Consider the following 18403-nt stretch of genomic DNA (forward strand, 5'->3'; position numbering starts at 1 on the left):
TCTCAGCGCGGTGTTCGCAGCATCGGCCAGAGCGGCGGGCCGTCCGGGAGCTGGAGTTCGCCCGTCACCGCGAAGCCGAAGCGTTCGTAGTACGGAACGTTGACCGGGTTGCTGGATTCGAGATAGGCGAGGGCGCCCTCGACGTCGACGGTCTCGAGGGCGGTGCGCAGCAGGGCGTGGCCGAAGCCGCCGCCTCTGGCATCGGGGGCGGTGCCGATCATTCCCAGGTACCAGTGTGGTTCGGTGGGGTGGTTCTTCTTCAGCAGGTCGCCGACCTGTTTGGCGGCCGGGACGCGGCGGCCGAAGGCGCGCCAGAGGCCGGGCAGCGTGCGAAGTTCGCTCATCGACGACTGCGCCGTGCGCGGCGGGGTCCACAGGGCCGCGCCGCCCACCGTGCCGTCCGGGCGGAGGGCCACCTCGGACGCACCGCTGGGAACGAAGATGTGGCGCGCCATAGTGGCGAAGAATCGGGGTAGACCGAGCGCGCGCCGGTGTGAGTCCGGCAGGATCCAGCTCATCACCGGGTCGTGCTGGAAGGCTTCGGCCAGTGTCTGTGCTGCCGCGTCGACGTCGCTCTGACCGGCCGTTCGCACCACAATCGTCTCCGACATCGCACTCCTCGACTAGGGGGCTGTGCTTTTCGAATTCAGACTAGCCGCGACATGAGCGGGCTCACAGGTCCGGAAAAAGGGGTGGCGCGCCGGGGCGTCGGGGTGTTATCAATGAAGGGTCTTGTTCCCGGCGATCGGAGTCACGCGTTGATTTCTTGAGGTAGCGCTCTCGGGCGGTCCGCATTCTGCGCACCGTGTATCCGTCGCACCTCCAGGGGATCCGCATGACCTCTCTTTCTTTTTCCGATCTCACTTTTCACTGGCCGGACGGCACCGCTGTCTTCGACGGGCTCGATGCTGTCGTCGGACCCGGGCAGATCGGTCTGGTCGGCAGCAACGGCGCCGGAAAATCCACGCTGTTGCGGCTGGTGGCCGGCGAGCTGAAGCCGGTGCGCGGGTCGATCTCCGTGCCGGGCAACCTCGGGTACCTGCGTCAGGACCTGGGCATGCGAACCGGTCAGCGGGTCGACGCCGTGCTCGGCATCGCCGAGGTGCGCGACGCACTGCACCGCATCGAAAGCGGTACCGGTGAGCCCGCGGACTTCGACACCGTCGGCACGGCCTGGCAGGTCGAGGACGAGGCCCTCGCTCTGCTCGGCAAGCTCGGGCTCGACTACGTCGCCGAGTCGGTCGAGGACCTGGACCGGACCCTCGACACCCTCTCCGGCGGCGAAACCGTGTTGCTCGGCGTGGTCGCCGAGCTGTTGCGCGAGCCCGACGTGCTGTTGCTCGACGAGCCGACCAACAACCTCGACGCGGTCGCCCGGGGACGCCTCTACGAGGTGATCCGGCAGTTCACGGGCACCGTGATCGTGGTCAGCCACGATCGGGATCTGCTCGACCGGATGGACGGCATCGCCGAACTGCGCGCGGGTGAGATCCGTTCTTTCGGTGGTGGTTTCAGCGATTACGAGCGGATCATCGAGGCCGAGCAGGAGTCGGCGCGCGCGGCCGTTCGCGACGCGCGCTCCGATGTGCGCAAGCAGGCGCGCGAACTCGTCGACGCGCGAACGAAACTGGACCGGCGGGCGCGCTTCGCCCAGAAGATGCAGGACAACAAGCGGGTCCCGAAAATCGTCGCGGGACTGCGCAAGAACGCCGCGGAGGTGTCGGCGGGCAAGCTGCGCAACTCCCACATCGACAAACTCGACTCCGCTCGCGAAACCCTCGGCCAGGCCGAGGAATTGGTGCGCGCGGACCGGGAGATCCGGGTCGAGCTCCCCGGCACCCGGCTGTATCCGGGTCAGGACGTGCTCGACCTCCAGCAGGTCGAGCTGGCCAACGGGCCGGTGGTCGATCTGCGCGTGAGCGGACCGGAGCGGATCGCGTTGACCGGGCGGAACGGGGCGGGCAAGACCACCCTGTTGCGCCGGATCGTCGCCGAGGAACCGAAGGTGGCGTGGCGGTTGCTGCCGCAGCGCCTCGATGTGTTCGACGAAACGCGGACGGTGTTCGACAACGTGGCCGCCGCCGCGCCGCACGCGACACCGGAACAGATCCGCGGTCAGCTCGCGCGCTTTCTGTTCCGCGGCGCCGACGCCGACATCGCCGCGGCCGCGCTCTCGGGCGGAGAACGGCTGCGCGCCGCCCTGGCGACCCTGTTGCTCGCCGAACCCGCCCCGAAGCTGCTGATGCTCGACGAACCCACCAACAACCTCGATCTCCCCAGCCTCGCTCACCTCACCCAGGCGCTGGCGAGTTTCGAGGGCGCGTTGATCGTGGTGAGTCACGACGAGCGCTTCCTCGACGACATCGGGGTGACCCGCAGGCTCGAGCTCACCCCGGACGGCCTGGTCGAAGACTGCCGGGTGCCTACCGAGCAGGGCGCGCGGCCCGGCGAATCGCTCCTGGATACCGGAGCAGATTCGGGCCCAACCACACCGCTACCGCGGTGAGCGCGAGCCAGGGCCGCAGATGTGGGCGCATCCGTCGGATGCGGCCGTCGGTATCGAGGTCGAGCACCATGGCCTCGGTCATCCGAAAGGGACCGAACCTGGCTTCGCCCAAGAGGACTCGGGTGTCACCGGTGCCGAGGGTATCGGTCCACCGCAGATCGCTGACCGCTCGATAGACGAGGGTGAGCAACGGGGCGAGATCGTTTCGGCCACGGAATACGAGCTGTCCCGACACCGGTGAGACGAGTTCGGCATCCTCGGTCAAGGTGTCGAGCAGGGCGGTGATGTCGTTGGTGGTGGTCGCGTGCCGGAATCGGGCCACCGAATCGATGGACACCGGATCGGCGAGGGCATCGGACATGGGCATTACACCTTCCCTTTATGGCGAATCCTTCAGGTGCCTCCTGACCGTAACCAGCTGACTTGCGAAAAGCAATGGACTACCCTCGGCGCTATGGCAAAAGCGGACCTCGCCGATACCGCGTGCTCGATCGCCCGCACCGTAGGCATCGTGGGGGAGCGGTGGACTCCCCTGATCCTGCGTGACCTGTTCCTCGGCATCACCCGCTTCGAGGAACTGCGTCGCGATCTCGGCATCGCGTCGAACGTGCTGACCGACCGTCTTCGCACTCTGCGCGACCACGAGATCGTGGAAACCCGGGTGTATCAGGAGAACCCGACCCGCACCGAGTACGTCCTCACCGACCGTGGTCGCGACCTCTACCCGGTCCTGACCATGCTGCTGGCCTGGGGTGATCGCTGGCTGGCCGGTGCCGACGGGCCACCGCTGTCGGTGGTCCACCGCGACTGCGGTCGGGTGACCGAGGGCGTCGTCGTCTGCCGGGAATGTGGCGCTCCCCTCGCCTCGGACAACGTCACGTGGCATCCCGGGCCCGGTGGTAAGCCCGGTCCGGGTGTTGTCCTCGTCGCCACGCGCTTGGCGCCGCTGCCGGTCGGCGGTTCCCCCTAGCGGGGGAGTCCGGGCGAATCTGCTGGGCGCCTTGACGATCATCGTTTTGGTGAAATAGACTAAAACAACGATCAAGGCGAGAGGGAGTGGTTCGGATGGGGTACGGGAATTGGGACGACACCGCCTACCGGGCGGGGAAGACGTTTCGGGCGCGGCAGGGGGTGGATGACTTCGGCTACACGGCCGAGATGCGGGCGAAGCCGTATGACACGTGGTGCGCGCACCCGCTGCTGGATCCGTTCGGAGTCGGCAAGCGCGAGTGCCGGGACTCGGCCGAGCACGGGAACTCGCTGCCGGTGGCCGTGCTGTTCGATGTGACCGGGTCGATGGGGCGGGTGCCGCGCATCATGCAGGACAAGCTCGGAAAACTGCACGGGCTGCTGAAGAACAAGGGGTACGCGCAGGACCCGCAGGTCCTGTTCGGCGCGATCGGCGACGCCGACACCGATCGGGTGCCGTTGCAGGTCGGGCAGTTCGAATCCGACAATCGGATGGACGAACAGCTGCGGGCGATCCTGCTCGAAGGCGGCGGTGGCGGACAGAAATCCGAAAGCTATGAGCTGGCCGCGTATTTCATGGCCGAGCACGTCGCGACGGACGCCTGGGACAAGCGTGGCAAGAAGGGGTATCTGTTCCTGATCGGCGACGAGTTGAACAAGCCTCGCCTGGCCGCCCGGCACATCCGCGCGGTGGTCGGTGACCATGTGCGCCGCGATGTGTCCGTGGAGTCGATCTATCGCGAGCTCGAGCAGCGCTGGCACGTGTACTACATTCTGCCGAATCAGTCGTCGTACTACCGGGATCCGGAGATCGCCGAACACTGGCGGGCGTTGCTCGGGCAGAATTTCCTGAAACTCGACGACCCCGGCGCGGTCTGCGAATTGATCGCGCTGACCATCGGATTGGGCGAGGACCGGGTCGATCTCGATACCGGGCTGGCCGATCTGCGCGATGTCGGGTCGGGTGACGAGGCCGACGCGGTCGGCCGGGCGCTCGGCTCGAAGCCCACTCCGACGATGCGCGCGCTGCCGCCGGGGCGATGAGTTCGATGTTCGGTGAACGTCATCTCGTCGTCGTCGATCTCGGCTTCGGCGATGCCGGTAAGGGTGCGACGGTCGACTGGTTGTGCTCGGCCGAGGCGGATCTGGGAGTGTCGGCCGTCGTGCGGTTCAACGGCGGTGCGCAGGCCGCGCACAATGTCGTGGCAGACGGTCGCCACCACACCTTCGCGCAGTTCGGGTCGGGGACCTTCTCCGGGGTGCCGACCGTGTTGTCGCGGCACATGCTGGTCGAGCCGATCGCGCTCGCCGCCGAATCCGAGCAGTTGGCCGCGCTCGGAGTCCGCGACCCGCTCGGACTGCTCGCCGTCGACGGTCGCGCCCTGCTGACCACGCCGATCCACATCGCCGCGAACCGTGCGCGCGAAGACGCGAGGGGTGCCTCGCGGCACGGTTCCTGTGGTCGTGGCATCGGCGAAACAGCCTGGTACGCACTGGAACACGACGCACCGACGGTGGCCGACTGCCGGGCGCCTGCCGTGCTGCGCGCCAAGCTGGATCGGCTTGCCGCGCACTACGACAGCCTCGTCGGGCCCAGCGCGCACGGATACGAATCGATCGATGCCCTGGTAGCGATGTACCGCGATTTCGCGCGCGCCGTCCGCATCACCGGTGCGGGTGAACTCGCGCGGTCCGCGAGTGAGGGGCGATTGGTGTTCGAGGGTGCGCAGGGTGTGCTGCTCGACGAGTGGCGGGGCCTGCACCCGCACACCACTTGGTCGACGGTCGAGCCGCGCAACGCGCGCGCCATGATCCGCGAAATCGGCGGAACCGCCGCGGTGCTCGGCGTCACCCGCACCTATATGACCCGGCACGGCGCGGGCCCGCTGCCGACCGAGGCGCCGCTCGGATTTCCCGAACCGCACAACGCCACCGGGCACTACCAGGGCGCGTTCCGGCAGGGGCACCTCGATCCGATCCTGTTGCGCTACGCCGTCGAGGTGTGCGGCGGGATCGACGGGTTGGTCGTCAACCACCTCGACATGCCCGGAACTGTCTGTGCCGCACAGGCATACGACACGCCTGCGGGCGGAGTGACCGAACTCGTCCCCGGACGGTGGCGTGATCTCGATCACCAGCAGCGGCTCACCGACCAACTCGTGGACGCGACACCGATTCTCGCGCCGATCGACGACGACCCGGCAGCCTGGCTGGCCGAGCGGTTGCGGGTGCCGGTGGTGCTGACCGGTCACGGTCCGGATCGGCGCGACCGTGCTGTCGCGGCTGTCCCCGCCGACCGGAGGGGGCAGCCCGATGATGTCGGCAGGCAGGGAAGAATCGAGGCATACGTACCGTGAACCGCGGTATCGGCGCACTGTGCCCGGAGCAGGGCAGCTCGAGACAGGATGGGGTGACGTGGAGCAATCCGTTGTGTCGATCGATGTGGTGACCTTGCGGTGCTGGGACGCCGACAGCGGCGTTCGTCTCGGCATCGCCCCCCGCGAGTTCGAGCCGTTCACGGGCCGACTCGCGCTACCCGGCGTGCTGCTCGGCCGCGGCGAACGTCTCGTCGACGCCGCCCGACGCGCTGTCCACACCAAACTCGGGGTGCCGACCGAGGCGATCGGCGCGGTCGGCCAGCTCGTCACCTTCGACGAACCCCATCGAGACCCGCGCGGCCCGACGCTGGCCATCGCGATGTGGGCGGTGGTCGCCGAACACGAGGGCCCGGCCGAGTGGGTGGGCTTCGACGACGTCCCGCCGCTGGCGTTCGACCACAACCGCATCGTCGAGACCAGCCGCGGCCTGCTGGCCGGACTCCTCTGGAAGGACGCGACGCTCACCCGAGCGCTGGCGGGCACCGAGTTTCCCGCTACCCGTGCGGTCGATCTCAGTACTTCCCTGCACGGCGCTCGTCCCGACCCGGCCAACCTCAACCGCACGCTCGCCGCGATTCCCGGACTCGGTCGCACCGGTGAACGTCGCCGGGTGAAGGCCACCGGCAGACCCGCCGTGGTGTGGGCGTTCGACGTCGACGAGAACTGAGCGGCTCATCGCACAGCGGTGGTTCCCAGGTCGTAGCGGGCGTAGGCGTGGCGCAGGACCGAGGGCCACACACCGCTGCTGATGTCAGCGGAATTCGCGGCTCGACGCTGTGGTTCGCCGGTTGTTCAGCGAAGCGTCCGAGGGGTGCGAAGGCGATGAAACGTCGATGAACACCGTCGCGTCGGTCTCGCCGCGGCGGCACGGATCCCTCATCGTGATGGCATGCGCGAGATGTCGGCCCCGGCGAAAGTGCTTGTCGCGCTGGTGACCGCGTTGGTGACGATTCCGCTGGTCGGGTCGGCGGCGGGGTCGGTGGCGGCGTTCGACGATGTGGGGGCGACGGTCGACGCGGCGGCCGAGTTCGGGGCTCCTCGACGCGGGGTCGGCGAGGTGGTGAACAAGGTCGTCGTCATCGGGATCGATGGCCTGATGTTCGACAAGGCCGATTCGGCGCAGGCGCCGCGGTTGCGCCACCTCGCCGCGCAGGGGCTGCTCTCGCAGGGCGACATCGCGGGGCACATCACGATTTCCGGGCCGTCGTGGGCGAGCGCGCTGACCGGGGTGTGGGACACCGAGCACGGGATCACCGACAACGAATTCGACGCGAGTCCGTTCCTGGCACACCCGAGTGTGTTCACCCGGATCGAACGGGCCGACCCCGCCCGGTACACCGTGTCCATCGGCACCTGGCACCAGATCGCGACGATCGCCGCCACCGGTGACCGGCGCGCCGACGTCGCCCTCACCACCGTGCCGGTCGCCGACGACCCCGACGAATCGGCTACCGATGCCGCGACCGCGACCGACGTGGTGTCGGCGATCGAGCGTTGCGGCCCTGATCTGGTCTTCACCCACCTCGACCAGATCGACCTGGCAGGCCACCAGCACGGCGGTGCGTCCCGCGCCTACCTGGCCGCGATTCGCCGGGTGGACGCGCTGGTCGGCCAGATCGTCGCGGCGGTCGACCGGCGCGCGCAAGCCTTTCCCCGCGAACAGTGGACCGTCCTGGTCACCACCGACCACGGACACCTCCCGACCGGCGGCCACGGGGGCCAGACCCCCGCCGAAACCGCCGACTTCGTCATCGCCCGCGGCCCCGACTTCACCCCCGGCACCGTGACCAGCGCCCACACGCTGATTGATCTCACCCCCACCGTCCTCGACCTCCTCGCCGCCCCACCGGGCCGCCTGGACGGCCACAGCCTCCGCGCCCGCCCGACCCACGCCGACGAGCGCTGACAGATCCCACGACTCGGGTCAGAACAAACCGCTGATCACGCTAGGACGTGGGTAACTCATCGGGGATGACCAAAACCTGTCGAACACCTATCGGCAGGCCCGGAAACTCACTACGCTGCCCGGGAACGACCGGCAGAAACCGCGGAGTGGCGGATTAGCCGCAGGCCTGTGACCCCGGTGACTCGAACACCAGGTCGGTGCGGGGACTAAAGTTGAGGACCCGGGCGGTTTGCAGCACTCGGCCGACAGGTCCGAATGCAGCGTGAGAGGTGGTGGCATGACTCGACAACTCGGCGAGGCGAAGGTCGGGCAGGAATCCACCGGCGCCACGCCAAGCGAAGGTGCCCCGGCGAAGACCCCCGAAACCGCCAAGCAGTCCCCGACAGCCTCGGTGCCCAGTTCGGCCTCCCGGCGCGTCCGTGCGCGGCTGGCTCGACGGATGACGGGTCAACGTGGGATCGCGGCGGTCAAGCCGGTGCTGGAACCGCTGGCCACCGTCCACCGCGAGCTGTACCCCAAGGCCAACCTCGGCCTGCTCCAGCGCGCCTTCGACGTCGCCGACGAGCGCCACGCCAAACAGTTCCGCAAGTCCGGCGACCCCTACATCACGCACCCGCTCGCGGTCGCCAACATCCTCGCCGAACTCGGAATGGACACGACCACCCTGGTCGCGGCCCTGCTGCACGACACCGTCGAGGACACCGGCTACTCCCTCGAGCAGCTCAAGGAGGAGTTCGGCCAGGAAGTCGCCCACCTCGTCGACGGCGTCACCAAACTCGACAAGGTCAACCTGGGCGCGGCGGCTGAAGCCGAGACCATCCGCAAGATGATCATCGCCATGGCGCGTGACCCGCGCGTGCTGGTGATCAAGGTCGCCGACCGGTTGCACAACATGCGCACCATGCGTTTCCTGCCGCCGGAGAAGCAGGCCAAGAAGGCCAAGGAGACCCTGGAGGTGATCGCGCCGCTGGCGCATCGCCTCGGCATGGCGACCGTCAAATGGGAGCTCGAGGACCTCGCCTTCGCGATCCTGCACCCCAAGAAGTACGACGAGATCGTGCGCCTGGTCGCCGACCGCGCGCCCTCGCGCGACACCTATCTGGCGAAGGTGCGCGCCGAGATCACCAACACCCTGGCCGCGTCGCGGATCAACGCGATCGTCGAGGGCAGGCCCAAGCACTACTGGTCGATCTATCAGAAGATGATCGTCAAGGGCAAAGACTTCGATGACATCCATGACCTGGTCGGCATGCGCATCCTGTGCGAGGAAGTGCGTGACTGCTACGCCGCGGTCGGTGTCGTGCACTCGCTGTGGCAGCCCATGGCGGGCCGGTTCAAGGACTACATCGCGCAGCCGCGCTACGGGGTCTACCAGTCGCTGCACACCACCGTGGTCGGCCCCGACGGCAAGCCGCTGGAAGTGCAGATCCGAACCCAGGACATGCACCGGACCGCCGAGTTCGGCATCGCCGCGCACTGGCGGTACAAGGAGACCAAGGGCAAGCACTCCGGTGACGCCGCCGAGGTCGACGACATGGCGTGGATGCGTCAGCTGCTCGACTGGCAGCGTGAGGCGGCCGACCCCGCGGAGTTCCTGGAATCGCTGCGCTTCGACCTGAAGTCGCCGGAGATCTTCGTGTTCACGCCCAAGGGCGACGTGATCACGCTGCCGCAGAAGTCGACCCCGGTCGACTTCGCCTACGCCGTGCACACCGAGGTCGGGCACAAGTGCATCGGCGCGCGGGTGAACGGGCGACTCGTAGCACTGGAACGGCAGTTGGAGAACGGCGAAGTCGTCGAGGTGTTCACCTCCAAGGCGCAGAACGCCGGACCAAGCCGTGACTGGCAGAAGTTCGTGGTCTCCCCGCGGGCGAAAGCCAAGATTCGCCAATGGTTTGCCAAGGAGCGGCGTGAGGAAGCGCTCGAGAGCGGCAAGGAGCAGATCTCCAAGGAGGTCCGCCGCGTCGGGCTGCCGCTGCAGCGGTTGATGAGCGTCGAGGCGATGACCGCGGTCGCGCACGAGCTGCACTACAGCGACATCTCCACTCTCTACACCGCTGTCGGCGAGCACCAGGTGTCGGCTCACCATGTGGTGCAGCGGCTCATGGCCCAGCTCGGCGGCATCGGCGATGTCGAGAACGAGCTGGCCGAGCGGTCGACGCCGTCGACCACGCCCAGCAGGCAGCGGGTCACCGGTGATGCCGGTGTGCTCATCCCCGGTGCGCCGGGAACGGTCGCCAAGCTGGCCAAGTGCTGCACGCCGGTGCCGGGCGACGAGATCATGGGCTTCGTCACCCGTGGTGGCTCGGTGAGCGTGCACCGCACCGACTGCACCAACGCCGATTCGCTGCAGGAGCAGTCGGAGCGGATCATCGACGTCGAATGGGCGCCCTCGCCCTCGTCGGTGTTCCTTGTCGCCATCCAGATCGAGGCGCTCGACCGCACCCGATTGCTCTCGGACGTGACCAAGGTGCTGGCCGACGAGAAGGTCAACATCCTGTCCGCCTCGGTGGCCACGCACGGTGACCGCGTCGCGATCAGCAAGTTCACCTTCGAGATGGGCGACCCCAAGCACCTGGGCCATCTGCTCAATGTGGTGCGCAACGTCGAAGGTGTCTACGACGTGTACCGGGTGACCTCCGCCGCCTGACCTCGACCACGGCCCGGGCACTCTCGCCTCGCGAGGGTGCCCGGGCCGCTGTCTATCCAGGTGATCGCCGAAAAGTTGCCGGCCGCAGCGGGTTTGCCGGGGGCAGTGAAAGGGCCGATTAGGGCAGCGGTTGGGTTACCCGGAATCTGTTACGGTTTAGTGCGTTTCAACGCTCCACTGGTCAGCCGAAACGGACTGTGATGCGGATCGATATGGCTCGGTGCACGACACGACTCACGGGGACGCTGATAGCGTTCACCGTCGCTTCGCTGTCGGTTACGGCGGGGGTGGCCGGTGCGGAAGACCGTACACCCACCACGCCGTCTACGCAGGTATCTATCGCGGCGTGTCCGGCGCTGTACGCCTTGGGAATTCAGGGCACGGGCGAGTCATCGCCCGACGCGGCGCCCAGCACCGATACCGGAATGCTGTCGACGGTGTTCCGCCCGATGATGGCCGGCGCGGCCGACGCGGGACTCGTCGATCGTGCGTATGTGCCCTACGAGGCGGGTTTCGGTGGCGCGGTCCAGGGCGGGGCGGTGCCGTACACGGAATCGGTCGCGGGTGGGTTGGAGCGACTCCGCTCGATGGCTACCCAGGTGATCCAACGCTGCCCGGACTCCCGGATCGCGGTCGTCGGGTACTCCCAAGGCGCCCATGTCGCCTCGCTGTTCGCCCAGGAGGTCGGCGCGGGCGGCGGTGCGGTGCCCGCGGACAAGGTCGCCGCGGTCGCGTTGTTCGCCGACCCGACCCGCGGCGAGAACGCGCCGCTGTTCCCCGGCGCACCCGACCGGTCCTCGCCGCTGGCCGCACCCGGCACCTCCGGCGAGGCGCTGACCGCCATCGGTGAGGTGCGCCAAGGTATCGCGTCCGGCGGCGGACTCGCTCCGCGGAGTGAGCAGACCGACGACTTCGGCAAACTCACCGGTCGTGTCGCAAGCTTTTGTGCCACAGGCGATCTCGCGTGCGACGCCCCCCAGGGCGCGCCGATCGTGCGGGCCGTCACCAACCTCATGAGCCAGACGAAACTCTCCGGCGGCGACCCGATCGGCTCGTTGACCTCGATCGCGCAGGCGCTGGCGTTCACCTCCATCAAAACCGCCACCGCGGTGGTCGAGGAGGACATCTCCGGCACCACCCTGAGCGATGTGTCGATCTCGCCGAAGAAGTCGATCTCGCAACGACTGTCCGACGCCTCGGACCCGAACAGCAAGCTCGATCTGAACGCCGCGTACCGGGCGCTGCTGAAGGTGGGCATGATCGGCCTCAACGCCGTCGCCACCGTGGTGAAGTCGGTGATCAGCCCCGCGAGCATCAGCGAATTGGCCACGGCCACACTGTCGAATCCGCTGGCCGGGCTGACGCTGCTCGGGACGAAACTGGTAGGCGCGGTCCCGCAACTCGTCCCGCCGACCACCGGGGTGCGGCTGGTCAACGAGGCGTTCACCGCGGTCAAGCAGAACGTCACCGACAACGCCGAGCTCCTCGACATCACCACCTGGGTGCGCTACTGGAACACGCTGCAACGCCATGACGCGTACTCGCGCATGGGCGTCGGCGCGAACGGCGCGACACCGACGCAGTACGTGGGCGAGTGGTTCGCCGCGCTGGCCCGCGACGCGGCAGGCGCTTCCGGGAAGGGCGCGGTACCGGTCGGCGGGTCCGACTCGCGTGGTATGGGAATATTCCAGAGCCCGAACGGCGCGTCTCCGACACCCAAACCCTCCGGTGGGGGACAATTTCCGTTCGGGACAGGAGCCGATGGCGCCTCATCCGGCGGCGCGACGACTCCGCCTGCCGCGACACCCGTAACCACCGCACCCACCACCCGTCCGTTCTCTGTGAACTGATCACCGAGAGGTCTTCGATGCGAACTGTGCCCGGCGCCGTGGAAAGGGGGGAATGTTGAAGTCGTACAACGAATTGTCGCGCTGGTACTCGGCGCTGGAGCCCGAGTCCGATACCGATACCGGTGCCCCCACGCGCCCGGGCACCACCGAACCGGTGGCGGGCGACGACGACAGCATCGACCGATATTCGACGAGTCCCGACTCCACCCCGACGCCGGAACCCGCGCCGGCAGGGGAGCGTCAGCCGGAACCGTTCAGCCTCGACCTCGACGATCAGTCGAACGCCACCGGCGACTCGCACAGCCGGGTCACGGGACCTCAGTCGAAAGTTGTCGGCGACCCCCACGACTCGAACACCGAGTCCGAGCCGAAAATCGGCGATCCGGACGGCTGGAACGTCGAGCCGAAGCCGAATGTCGACGACGACCGCCGACCCGTTCAGCACCTGTCGAACGCGAAGGGCGACCCGTTCGATCGAGCCACCGAGTTCGATGACGCGACAACTGAATCCGCCGACTTCGCCCCGGCCGCGTACGGAAAGCGACCCCACCCGGTCGAACCCGACCCGGTACCACCGCCCCCCGCGCAACTGGCCAGACGTCGCAGCGACTTCACCGGCGGCTGGTCGGACTGGGTCGCCGAGCCGGCACCCGGCCCCGACGACGACTACGACGCCGAACTCGTCCAGTTCCCCTGGCCCGAGGCCGCCGCCGACGAATACGACGACGCCCGCGTGCTCGAACCCTCGGGCGCGCTGCGCGCGAGCCGGAAACGGCAGCGCGCCTGGGTGGTTCTCGTGGTCTCGGTGCTGGTGCTCGTCCTCGCCGCGACCGGTGTGTTCTTCCTGCTCTTCGGGCGCGGCGACGGCGACGCGGCCCGGCACGCCGCCCCGCCGCTGCATTTCACCGCGGGCAACCTGACCGCCGACACCGCGGGCTCGTGCCCGACCGAACGCACCGACATCGTGGTGCGCAGCGCGGAGGCGGGCGGTACCGGCTCGGGCCCCGACGCCGTGCTCGCCTTCCAATACGCCTACTACGTGACCCGATCGGGGGAGCAGGCCAGAGCGGTGGCCACCCCCGACGCCGACGTCTCGCCGGCCGCCGTGATCCAGCGCGGTATCGACACCATCCCGGTGGGGACCACCCACTGCGTGCGGATCACCACTGTCGCGGCCGACCGGTACACGGTGGAGGTCACCGAGTTCCGGCCCGCGGGCGCACCGGCCACCTACACCAAGCAATCGGTGCGAACAGCGCTGGTCGGCGATCGCACGCTCATCACGGGCATCGCGGCAGGGTAAGGAGAGGCGATGACAGACGACTGGAGCCGATGGCTCGACGAGGCCCCCGAGGGGGACCCGTCCGATGACCTGGCGCGTGATCCGGCTCCGGTGGTGCGGTTGCGGCGTCGCAACGGTGAGCGTCGCGACGGTACCCGCAGGCCGATCCTGGTGGTCGGTGGCTGCGGCGGTGCGGGCACGACAACGACGGTGCTCGGCCTGGCCGCGGAACTGGTCACCGCGGGTGCCACGACGGTGGCGGTCGACGCGACCGCCGCGGGCAGCGATATCGCCCTGCGCGGCGCCGACAAACATCTGCACCCGGTGAATCTGCAGTCCTGGGTATACGGCCGCGGCGACGACGAACCGGCACCGCTCGAGGAGTGCCTTTCCCGTTCCACCTCCGGTTTCGGGCTGCTGTGGCGCGACGCGACCCCGCTGCGCCGGCGCGCGACATTTCTCACTGTCGCGCGGGCGCTGGACACCGGTGGGTACACGGCGGTGTACGACGGCGGCAACCCGATTGCCGGACGGCAACTGCGCCCCCTGCTCGACGATGCCGATATCGCACTCGTCCTTGCCATTCCGGCCCGCGTCGACGCCGCCAACCGGCTGCGTGTGACCCTGGAATGGCTCGACGACCACTACGGTGACGACGGCGCAGGTGTGGTGGCCGACACCACCATCGTTGTCTCGCACCAGTACTCGCACGACGACTCGCGCGTAGCGGAGCATTTGCGCGAGCATCTGTCGGGCTGGGTGCGCGAGGTCGTCGAGATCCCCTACGACCCGCATCTCGCGCGCGGGGAACTCGTCCGCCACGCCGAGCTCGCCGAGGCGACGCGTTCGGCGTATGCGAGCTTGCTCGCGGGGGTGGCATCATGACGGCAGCCATGAATCTTCGTCGTCGTCGTGAACCGGACGCCCCCGCCGGTGTAGTCGCGCCGCCAGAATCGCTGCGCGCCAAGATCTGGGAGCGACCGGTGCCCGGGGTCGGCCGGGCGCCGCTGGTGTGGTTGCTCGGGGTGCACGGAGGCGCCGGCGCGACCACCCTGGCGCACGTGCTCGCGCCCGCCGCCGACGCGCGCGGGCGCTGGCCCGGCGTGTTCGACCGGGAGTCCCCCTATGTCGTGCTGGTCGCCAGGGAAACCATCTCCGGACTCACCCGCGCGCACGATCTGCTGCGCCAGCACCACGCCGGGCTCGCGGGCCCCGCACTGGTTCTCGGTCTGATCACCGTCGCCGCGCGGCCTGGCCGGATGGCGCCGGAGATCCGGCGCTACCGGGAGGTGGTCGGCTCGCTGGCCGGGCACGTCTGGCAGGTGCCGTGGTTCGAGGAATGGACTCTGGTGGAGTCCGACGCGCTTCCGGTGTGGTCGCCGGGCGACGAGGTGGCGGTCAGGAAACGCCGCCCCGACCCGCTCGACGACGTGCCGGTAGAAATCGGTGACCTCGGTACCGATGTGGTCGCCGCGATCCGCACCAGTCTCGGCCCGCCCACGTCGGGCGGGGGTCGATCATGAACGCCGGGCGGTTCACCGGTCGGTGGTGTACAAACGTGTGTCGTCGTCGAAGTGTTTGTGGCACAACACCTTTACAGTGGGAGAAAGGCACCCGATGAGCATGCTCCTCCTCGCCGTGCAGGACACGTACGGCACCGTGCTGGCCCAGGTCGGTAATCCGACTCCGGAAGCTCCGCCCGGCTCGGAGAAGATTCTGCAGCTGGTGCGTTACCTCACCTGGTTCGTACTGCTGTCGGGCATCTGCGGCATCACCTACGCGGGCGGCAAGTTCGCGTGGGAGCGCTGGACCGGTGGTGGTCTCGAGTCGCCGAAGATGGTGGCGGGCGCCATGATCGGTGGCGTCGTCGCGACCAGCGCGGGCACGATCATGAGTGCGGTCATCGGTTAGTGATCACCGTGCTCGCCTACAAACAGATCCCGGCCGACGTGTTGGCGCCGATGATGCAGTTGCTCAACTGGCTGCTCTGGTTCGTCCTGCTGTCGTGCCTGGCCTGGATGATCCTGTCGGCGGGTCGACTGTGGATCGCGTTCCGCAGCGACCTCGCCGTGAACGACGCCTCACACGGCGTCCTGATGAGTCTGATCGGTGCTTCGGTGGCCAGTACCGCGTCCGCGATCGCGCTGGCCTTCCTGCCGGCATGAATTCCACAGTGACACGACCGGTTGCGGTCGGTATCGCATTGCTCGCGGCAGCCGTCGGCTGTGGTGGCGGTGGTGATACCGGCCCCGACCTGACAGCCGCACCGACCGGGATCGGCTGGCAGGACTACCAGGGCATCTCCCTGCCGCACACCGACCAGGGCCCGAAAACGGTGGACCAGGGCGCCGCGACCGGTTTCGAGCATTCCCCGCGCGGGGCCGGGCTGGCGGCGCTGACCCACACCATCCGGTTGTCGGTGGCGCCGGACAGTCAGTGGGCCCAGGTGGTGAACGCCGAACTCGTTCCGGGACCGGCACGTGACGAGTGGGCGATCAACCGAGTACAGCTGTCGATCACCGGACCCGCTACGGCGGAGTACGCGCCGAAATTGTTGGGTTACAAAATTACCGAATATCGTGACGAGCGAACGACAGTCGACGTCTATACCGAATACTCCGACCGGTCACGGGCGGTGAACCACACCACGGTCAGCTGGTACGGCGGAGACTGGCGACTGCAGTTACCCGATCCGCGCTCGGTCGACCGACCGGTCGACCCGATCGACGAATTACCGCAAGACATCGTGACATTGGAGGCATCGCAGTGAGCGAGAAGGAGCCGGGCACGCGCGACCGCGCGTCCTTCGGCATGATCGCCTCCGGTGCCCTGCTCGCCTTGATCATGGTCGTCGGCGCCGTCGTGTACTTCAGTCGCGACGGCGACAGCGCCGTGGACAACGCGCCGCCGCCCGCCCAGGCCGAGGGTGGAACGGGTTTCGCCGAACCCGATGTCGACCTGCTCGGCAGGCGGGTGGACATCCCGAACAACCCGGCGGGTCAGCCGCTGGCCCAGGAACCGGGTACGCAACGTACCGCCGCGGACCCGGATTGGCTGACCGGCGCGCCGAGGGGCACCACGAAACCGCACGGCTGGCAGCGTGTCTACGGCGCGTCGGTGCCGTTCTCCACTTCCGACGGGCCGTCGCGGATCGAAGACGGACTCGCCGTCGGCTACGCGCGCACCCCGCAGGGCGCCGCGCTGGCCGCCGCGCAGATCACCTACCGGCTCAACGCCCGCCCGGGCGACCGCGACCTGTACGTGACGCAATTGCGGGTCAGTACAGCGCAATTGGCCGCCTACGACTCCGCGCTGTCGGGTGACAAGCTGCCCGCGCAGCAGCCGAAGAAGGTGACCCAGTACTTCGTGGCGTCCGACGCGTTCAAGATCGACGACTTCGCCGACGATCTGGCGATCGTGCGGCTCGCCTCGCGCGGCCCGGTGATCGACGGCAAGCAGTTGTACGCCGCGATGCGGATGATCGTGGTGTGGGACGCCGGTGACTGGCGGCTCAAACCATCGACGACAGCAAATACCCAGACCGAATACGTGGAATCGCTGGCGGGGTGGACGACATGGTGATCGAGGTACAGCACAGCCCGGATCGATTCCGCGCGGACCATCGAGGGGTGCCAACTATGCTGAGACGGATCGTCACCATCTTCGCGGTGATCTTCACCGTGATGATCGCGACGCCGACGGTGGCCTACGGCCAGACCTACGGCTTCGACGAGGCGTGCAACGAACTGCACGACACCCTCGACAGCGTCGCGATCCCCGGAGTCTCGCTCGGCGACGCGGCATCGGCGGTGTGTAAGGCGGGCAATGCCGCCTCCCATCCCGGCGACGCGGCCACCGCGGTCAAGGACAAGGCGTGGGATTCGACCTTCGGCAAGGTAGTCGACTCGCTGATGAAGGGCCTCGGCGAGGCGCTGATCCTGGCATTGACCTTCTGGATGAAGGTGCCCAACGAGGCGGTGAGCGACTCGGGGGCACTGTTCACCAAGATCAACGACTACACCTATCAGATCCAGATATTGCTGTTGATCGCCTCGGTGATCATCACCGGCGGCAGATTGGCCGAAGCCAGACGCGGGGCGGCCGTGAGCGAGGCCGCCGAATCGTTCCGCCTGTTCGCCAGGGTGGTGTTCAGTTCGTGGATGCTGGGCGCGGTGATCGTCGCGGGGACGCGAGCCTCGGACAAGTTCTCCGAGTGGATCATCGAAGACGCCACCGGCGGCAATGCCAAGAACATGGCCGAGTTGATGGTGAAAACCAGTAAGTTGCAGGCTTTTTCGCCGGGTCTGGTGCTGATCATCGCCATCGTCGGATTGCTCGGCGCGCTCGCCCAGATCGTGCTCGCCATCGTTCGGCAGGGTCTGCTCGTGGTCGCCGCGGGTGTGTTGCCGCTGGCGGCCGCCGCGTCGGCGACCGGAACGGGCAAGCAGTCGTATCAGAAACTGGTCGGCTGGATCATCGCGTTCATGCTGTTCAAACCGGTGGCCGCGATCGTGTACATGATCGCGTTCACCACCGCGGGCCATGTCGACGAGACCACGGAGTCCGGCGGATTGCCCAGCGGCGAGGACGCGCAGCGGATGCTGGTGGCGCTGGTGCTGCTGTGCAGCGTGGCGTTCGTGCTGCCCGCGCTGATGCGCCTGGTCGCACCCGCGGTGGCCACGGTCGGCACCGGTGGTTCGGGTCTGATGGTGGCCGGTGGTGCGGCGGTCGGCGCGATGGCGCTGGGTGCGATCGGCACCAAGGCCGTCGCCTCCCGGCCCGCGGCGGCACCCGGTTCGGCGGGTTACTTCGGTAGTGGCGGTGCGGGTCCGCGGCCCGGTGGGCCCGGCGGCGGCGCGGGT

The 18403-nt window shown here is 68.1% G+C and carries 18 protein-coding genes; 16 read left to right on the forward strand and 2 right to left on the reverse strand.

Annotation, left to right across the window (positions count from 1 at the left end; all coding sequences use genetic code 11):
• Positions 1-2: 2 nt before the first annotated feature.
• Positions 3-611, reverse strand: a complete 609-nt coding sequence (locus tag NS1_RS22060; RefSeq protein ID WP_062987303.1) for a GNAT family N-acetyltransferase — start codon at positions 609-611, stop codon at positions 3-5.
• 224 nt (positions 612-835) lie between these two features.
• On the opposite strand from NS1_RS22060, the gene NS1_RS22065 reads away from it, so the two are divergent.
• Positions 836-2506, forward strand: coding sequence for an ABC-F family ATP-binding cassette domain-containing protein (locus NS1_RS22065; RefSeq protein WP_084503905.1), 1671 nt, complete (start codon positions 836-838; stop codon positions 2504-2506).
• Here NS1_RS22065 and NS1_RS22070 read toward each other — a convergent pair.
• Positions 2424-2867 carry a nuclear transport factor 2 family protein gene (locus NS1_RS22070; RefSeq protein ID WP_062987305.1) on the reverse strand — a complete coding sequence of 148 codons (444 nt, stop codon included), beginning with the start codon at positions 2865-2867 and terminating at the stop codon, positions 2424-2426. The genes NS1_RS22065 and NS1_RS22070 overlap by 83 nt on opposite strands.
• Before the next feature lie 93 nt (positions 2868-2960).
• Between NS1_RS22070 and NS1_RS22075 the strand changes: the two genes are divergently transcribed.
• From NS1_RS22075 to NS1_RS22145, 15 genes are all read left to right on the forward strand, one after another.
• On the forward strand, positions 2961-3476 hold the full coding sequence (locus NS1_RS22075; protein WP_062987307.1) for a winged helix-turn-helix transcriptional regulator: 516 nt from the start codon (positions 2961-2963) through the stop codon (positions 3474-3476).
• A gap of 95 nt (positions 3477-3571) precedes the next feature.
• Positions 3572-4519 carry a hypothetical protein gene (locus tag NS1_RS22080; protein WP_062987309.1) on the forward strand — a complete coding sequence of 316 codons (948 nt, stop codon included), beginning with the start codon at positions 3572-3574 and terminating at the stop codon, positions 4517-4519.
• Positions 4516-5832 carry an adenylosuccinate synthetase gene (locus NS1_RS22085; RefSeq protein ID WP_084503906.1) on the forward strand — a complete coding sequence of 439 codons (1317 nt, stop codon included), beginning with the start codon at positions 4516-4518 and terminating at the stop codon, positions 5830-5832. Before NS1_RS22080 ends, NS1_RS22085 begins: the two co-directional genes overlap by 4 nt.
• Positions 5833-5890: 58 nt before the next feature.
• Positions 5891-6520: an NUDIX hydrolase gene (locus tag NS1_RS22090; protein ID WP_056810737.1), complete on the forward strand. Its 630-nt coding sequence runs from the start codon at positions 5891-5893 to the stop codon at positions 6518-6520.
• 222 nt (positions 6521-6742) lie between these two features.
• The gene (locus tag NS1_RS22095) at positions 6743-7759 is read left to right on the forward strand and encodes an alkaline phosphatase family protein (RefSeq protein WP_062987311.1); all 1017 of its coding nucleotides are present in this window, start codon (positions 6743-6745) and stop codon (positions 7757-7759) included.
• Between the two features lie 277 nt (positions 7760-8036).
• Positions 8037-10409, forward strand: a complete 2373-nt coding sequence (locus NS1_RS22100; RefSeq protein ID WP_056810731.1) for a RelA/SpoT family protein — start codon at positions 8037-8039, stop codon at positions 10407-10409.
• 200 nt (positions 10410-10609) lie between these two features.
• Positions 10610-12259, forward strand: coding sequence for a cutinase family protein (locus NS1_RS22105; protein WP_255284636.1), 1650 nt, complete (start codon positions 10610-10612; stop codon positions 12257-12259).
• Between the two features lie 55 nt (positions 12260-12314).
• Positions 12315-13562 carry a DUF8176 domain-containing protein gene (locus tag NS1_RS22110; protein WP_157125335.1) on the forward strand — a complete coding sequence of 416 codons (1248 nt, stop codon included), beginning with the start codon at positions 12315-12317 and terminating at the stop codon, positions 13560-13562.
• A gap of 9 nt (positions 13563-13571) precedes the next feature.
• On the forward strand, positions 13572-14426 hold the full coding sequence (locus NS1_RS22115) for a MinD/ParA family ATP-binding protein (RefSeq protein WP_056810726.1): 855 nt from the start codon (positions 13572-13574) through the stop codon (positions 14424-14426).
• Positions 14423-15064 carry a hypothetical protein gene (locus NS1_RS22120; protein ID WP_062987316.1) on the forward strand — a complete coding sequence of 214 codons (642 nt, stop codon included), beginning with the start codon at positions 14423-14425 and terminating at the stop codon, positions 15062-15064. Before NS1_RS22115 ends, NS1_RS22120 begins: the two co-directional genes overlap by 4 nt.
• A 94-nt stretch (positions 15065-15158) precedes the next feature.
• On the forward strand, positions 15159-15452 hold the full coding sequence (locus tag NS1_RS22125; protein ID WP_056815437.1) for a hypothetical protein: 294 nt from the start codon (positions 15159-15161) through the stop codon (positions 15450-15452).
• Complete coding sequence (locus tag NS1_RS22130) at positions 15452-15706, forward strand: hypothetical protein (protein ID WP_056810720.1); 255 nt, start codon at positions 15452-15454, stop codon at positions 15704-15706. The genes NS1_RS22125 and NS1_RS22130 overlap by 1 nt, the downstream gene beginning before the upstream one ends.
• A gap of 8 nt (positions 15707-15714) precedes the next feature.
• Entirely contained in the window at positions 15715-16311 is a 597-nt protein-coding gene (locus NS1_RS22135) for a DUF8175 domain-containg protein (protein ID WP_084503912.1), read from the forward strand.
• The gene (locus tag NS1_RS22140; RefSeq protein ID WP_062987320.1) at positions 16308-17123 is read left to right on the forward strand and encodes a DUF8175 domain-containg protein; all 816 of its coding nucleotides are present in this window, start codon (positions 16308-16310) and stop codon (positions 17121-17123) included. The genes NS1_RS22135 and NS1_RS22140 overlap by 4 nt, the downstream gene beginning before the upstream one ends.
• Positions 17124-17179: 56 nt before the next feature.
• Positions 17180-18403, forward strand: a 1224-nt coding sequence (locus NS1_RS22145) for a hypothetical protein (protein ID WP_062987367.1), incomplete at its 3' end; no start/stop codon positions are given.

It is taken from the genome of Nocardia salmonicida NBRC 13393 (assembly GCF_001613085.1).
In the GTDB taxonomy this organism is placed as follows: Bacteria; Actinomycetota; Actinomycetes; order Mycobacteriales; family Mycobacteriaceae; genus Nocardia; species Nocardia salmonicida.

Bases quoted from the DNA above. Each gene is read 5' to 3' on its own strand.
- NS1_RS22125 (WP_056815437.1), top strand. From the start codon at position 15,159: ATGAGCATGCTCCTCCTCGCCGTGCAGGACACGTACGGCACCGTGCTG.
- NS1_RS22070 (WP_062987305.1), bottom strand. From the start codon at position 2,867: ATGTCCGATGCCCTCGCCGATCCGGTGTCCATCGATTCGGTGGCCCGA.
- NS1_RS22065 (WP_084503905.1), top strand. From the start codon at position 836: ATGACCTCTCTTTCTTTTTCCGATCTCACTTTTCACTGGCCGGACGGC.
- NS1_RS22080 (WP_062987309.1), top strand. From the start codon at position 3,572: ATGGGGTACGGGAATTGGGACGACACCGCCTACCGGGCGGGGAAGACG.
- NS1_RS22115 (WP_056810726.1), top strand. From the start codon at position 13,572: ATGACAGACGACTGGAGCCGATGGCTCGACGAGGCCCCCGAGGGGGAC.
- NS1_RS22095 (WP_062987311.1), top strand. From the start codon at position 6,743: ATGCGCGAGATGTCGGCCCCGGCGAAAGTGCTTGTCGCGCTGGTGACC.
- NS1_RS22120 (WP_062987316.1), top strand. From the start codon at position 14,423: ATGACGGCAGCCATGAATCTTCGTCGTCGTCGTGAACCGGACGCCCCC.
- NS1_RS22060 (WP_062987303.1), bottom strand. From the start codon at position 611: ATGTCGGAGACGATTGTGGTGCGAACGGCCGGTCAGAGCGACGTCGAC.
- NS1_RS22075 (WP_062987307.1), top strand. From the start codon at position 2,961: ATGGCAAAAGCGGACCTCGCCGATACCGCGTGCTCGATCGCCCGCACC.
- NS1_RS22105 (WP_255284636.1), top strand. From the start codon at position 10,610: ATGCGGATCGATATGGCTCGGTGCACGACACGACTCACGGGGACGCTG.
- NS1_RS22100 (WP_056810731.1), top strand. From the start codon at position 8,037: ATGACTCGACAACTCGGCGAGGCGAAGGTCGGGCAGGAATCCACCGGC.
- NS1_RS22085 (WP_084503906.1), top strand. From the start codon at position 4,516: ATGAGTTCGATGTTCGGTGAACGTCATCTCGTCGTCGTCGATCTCGGC.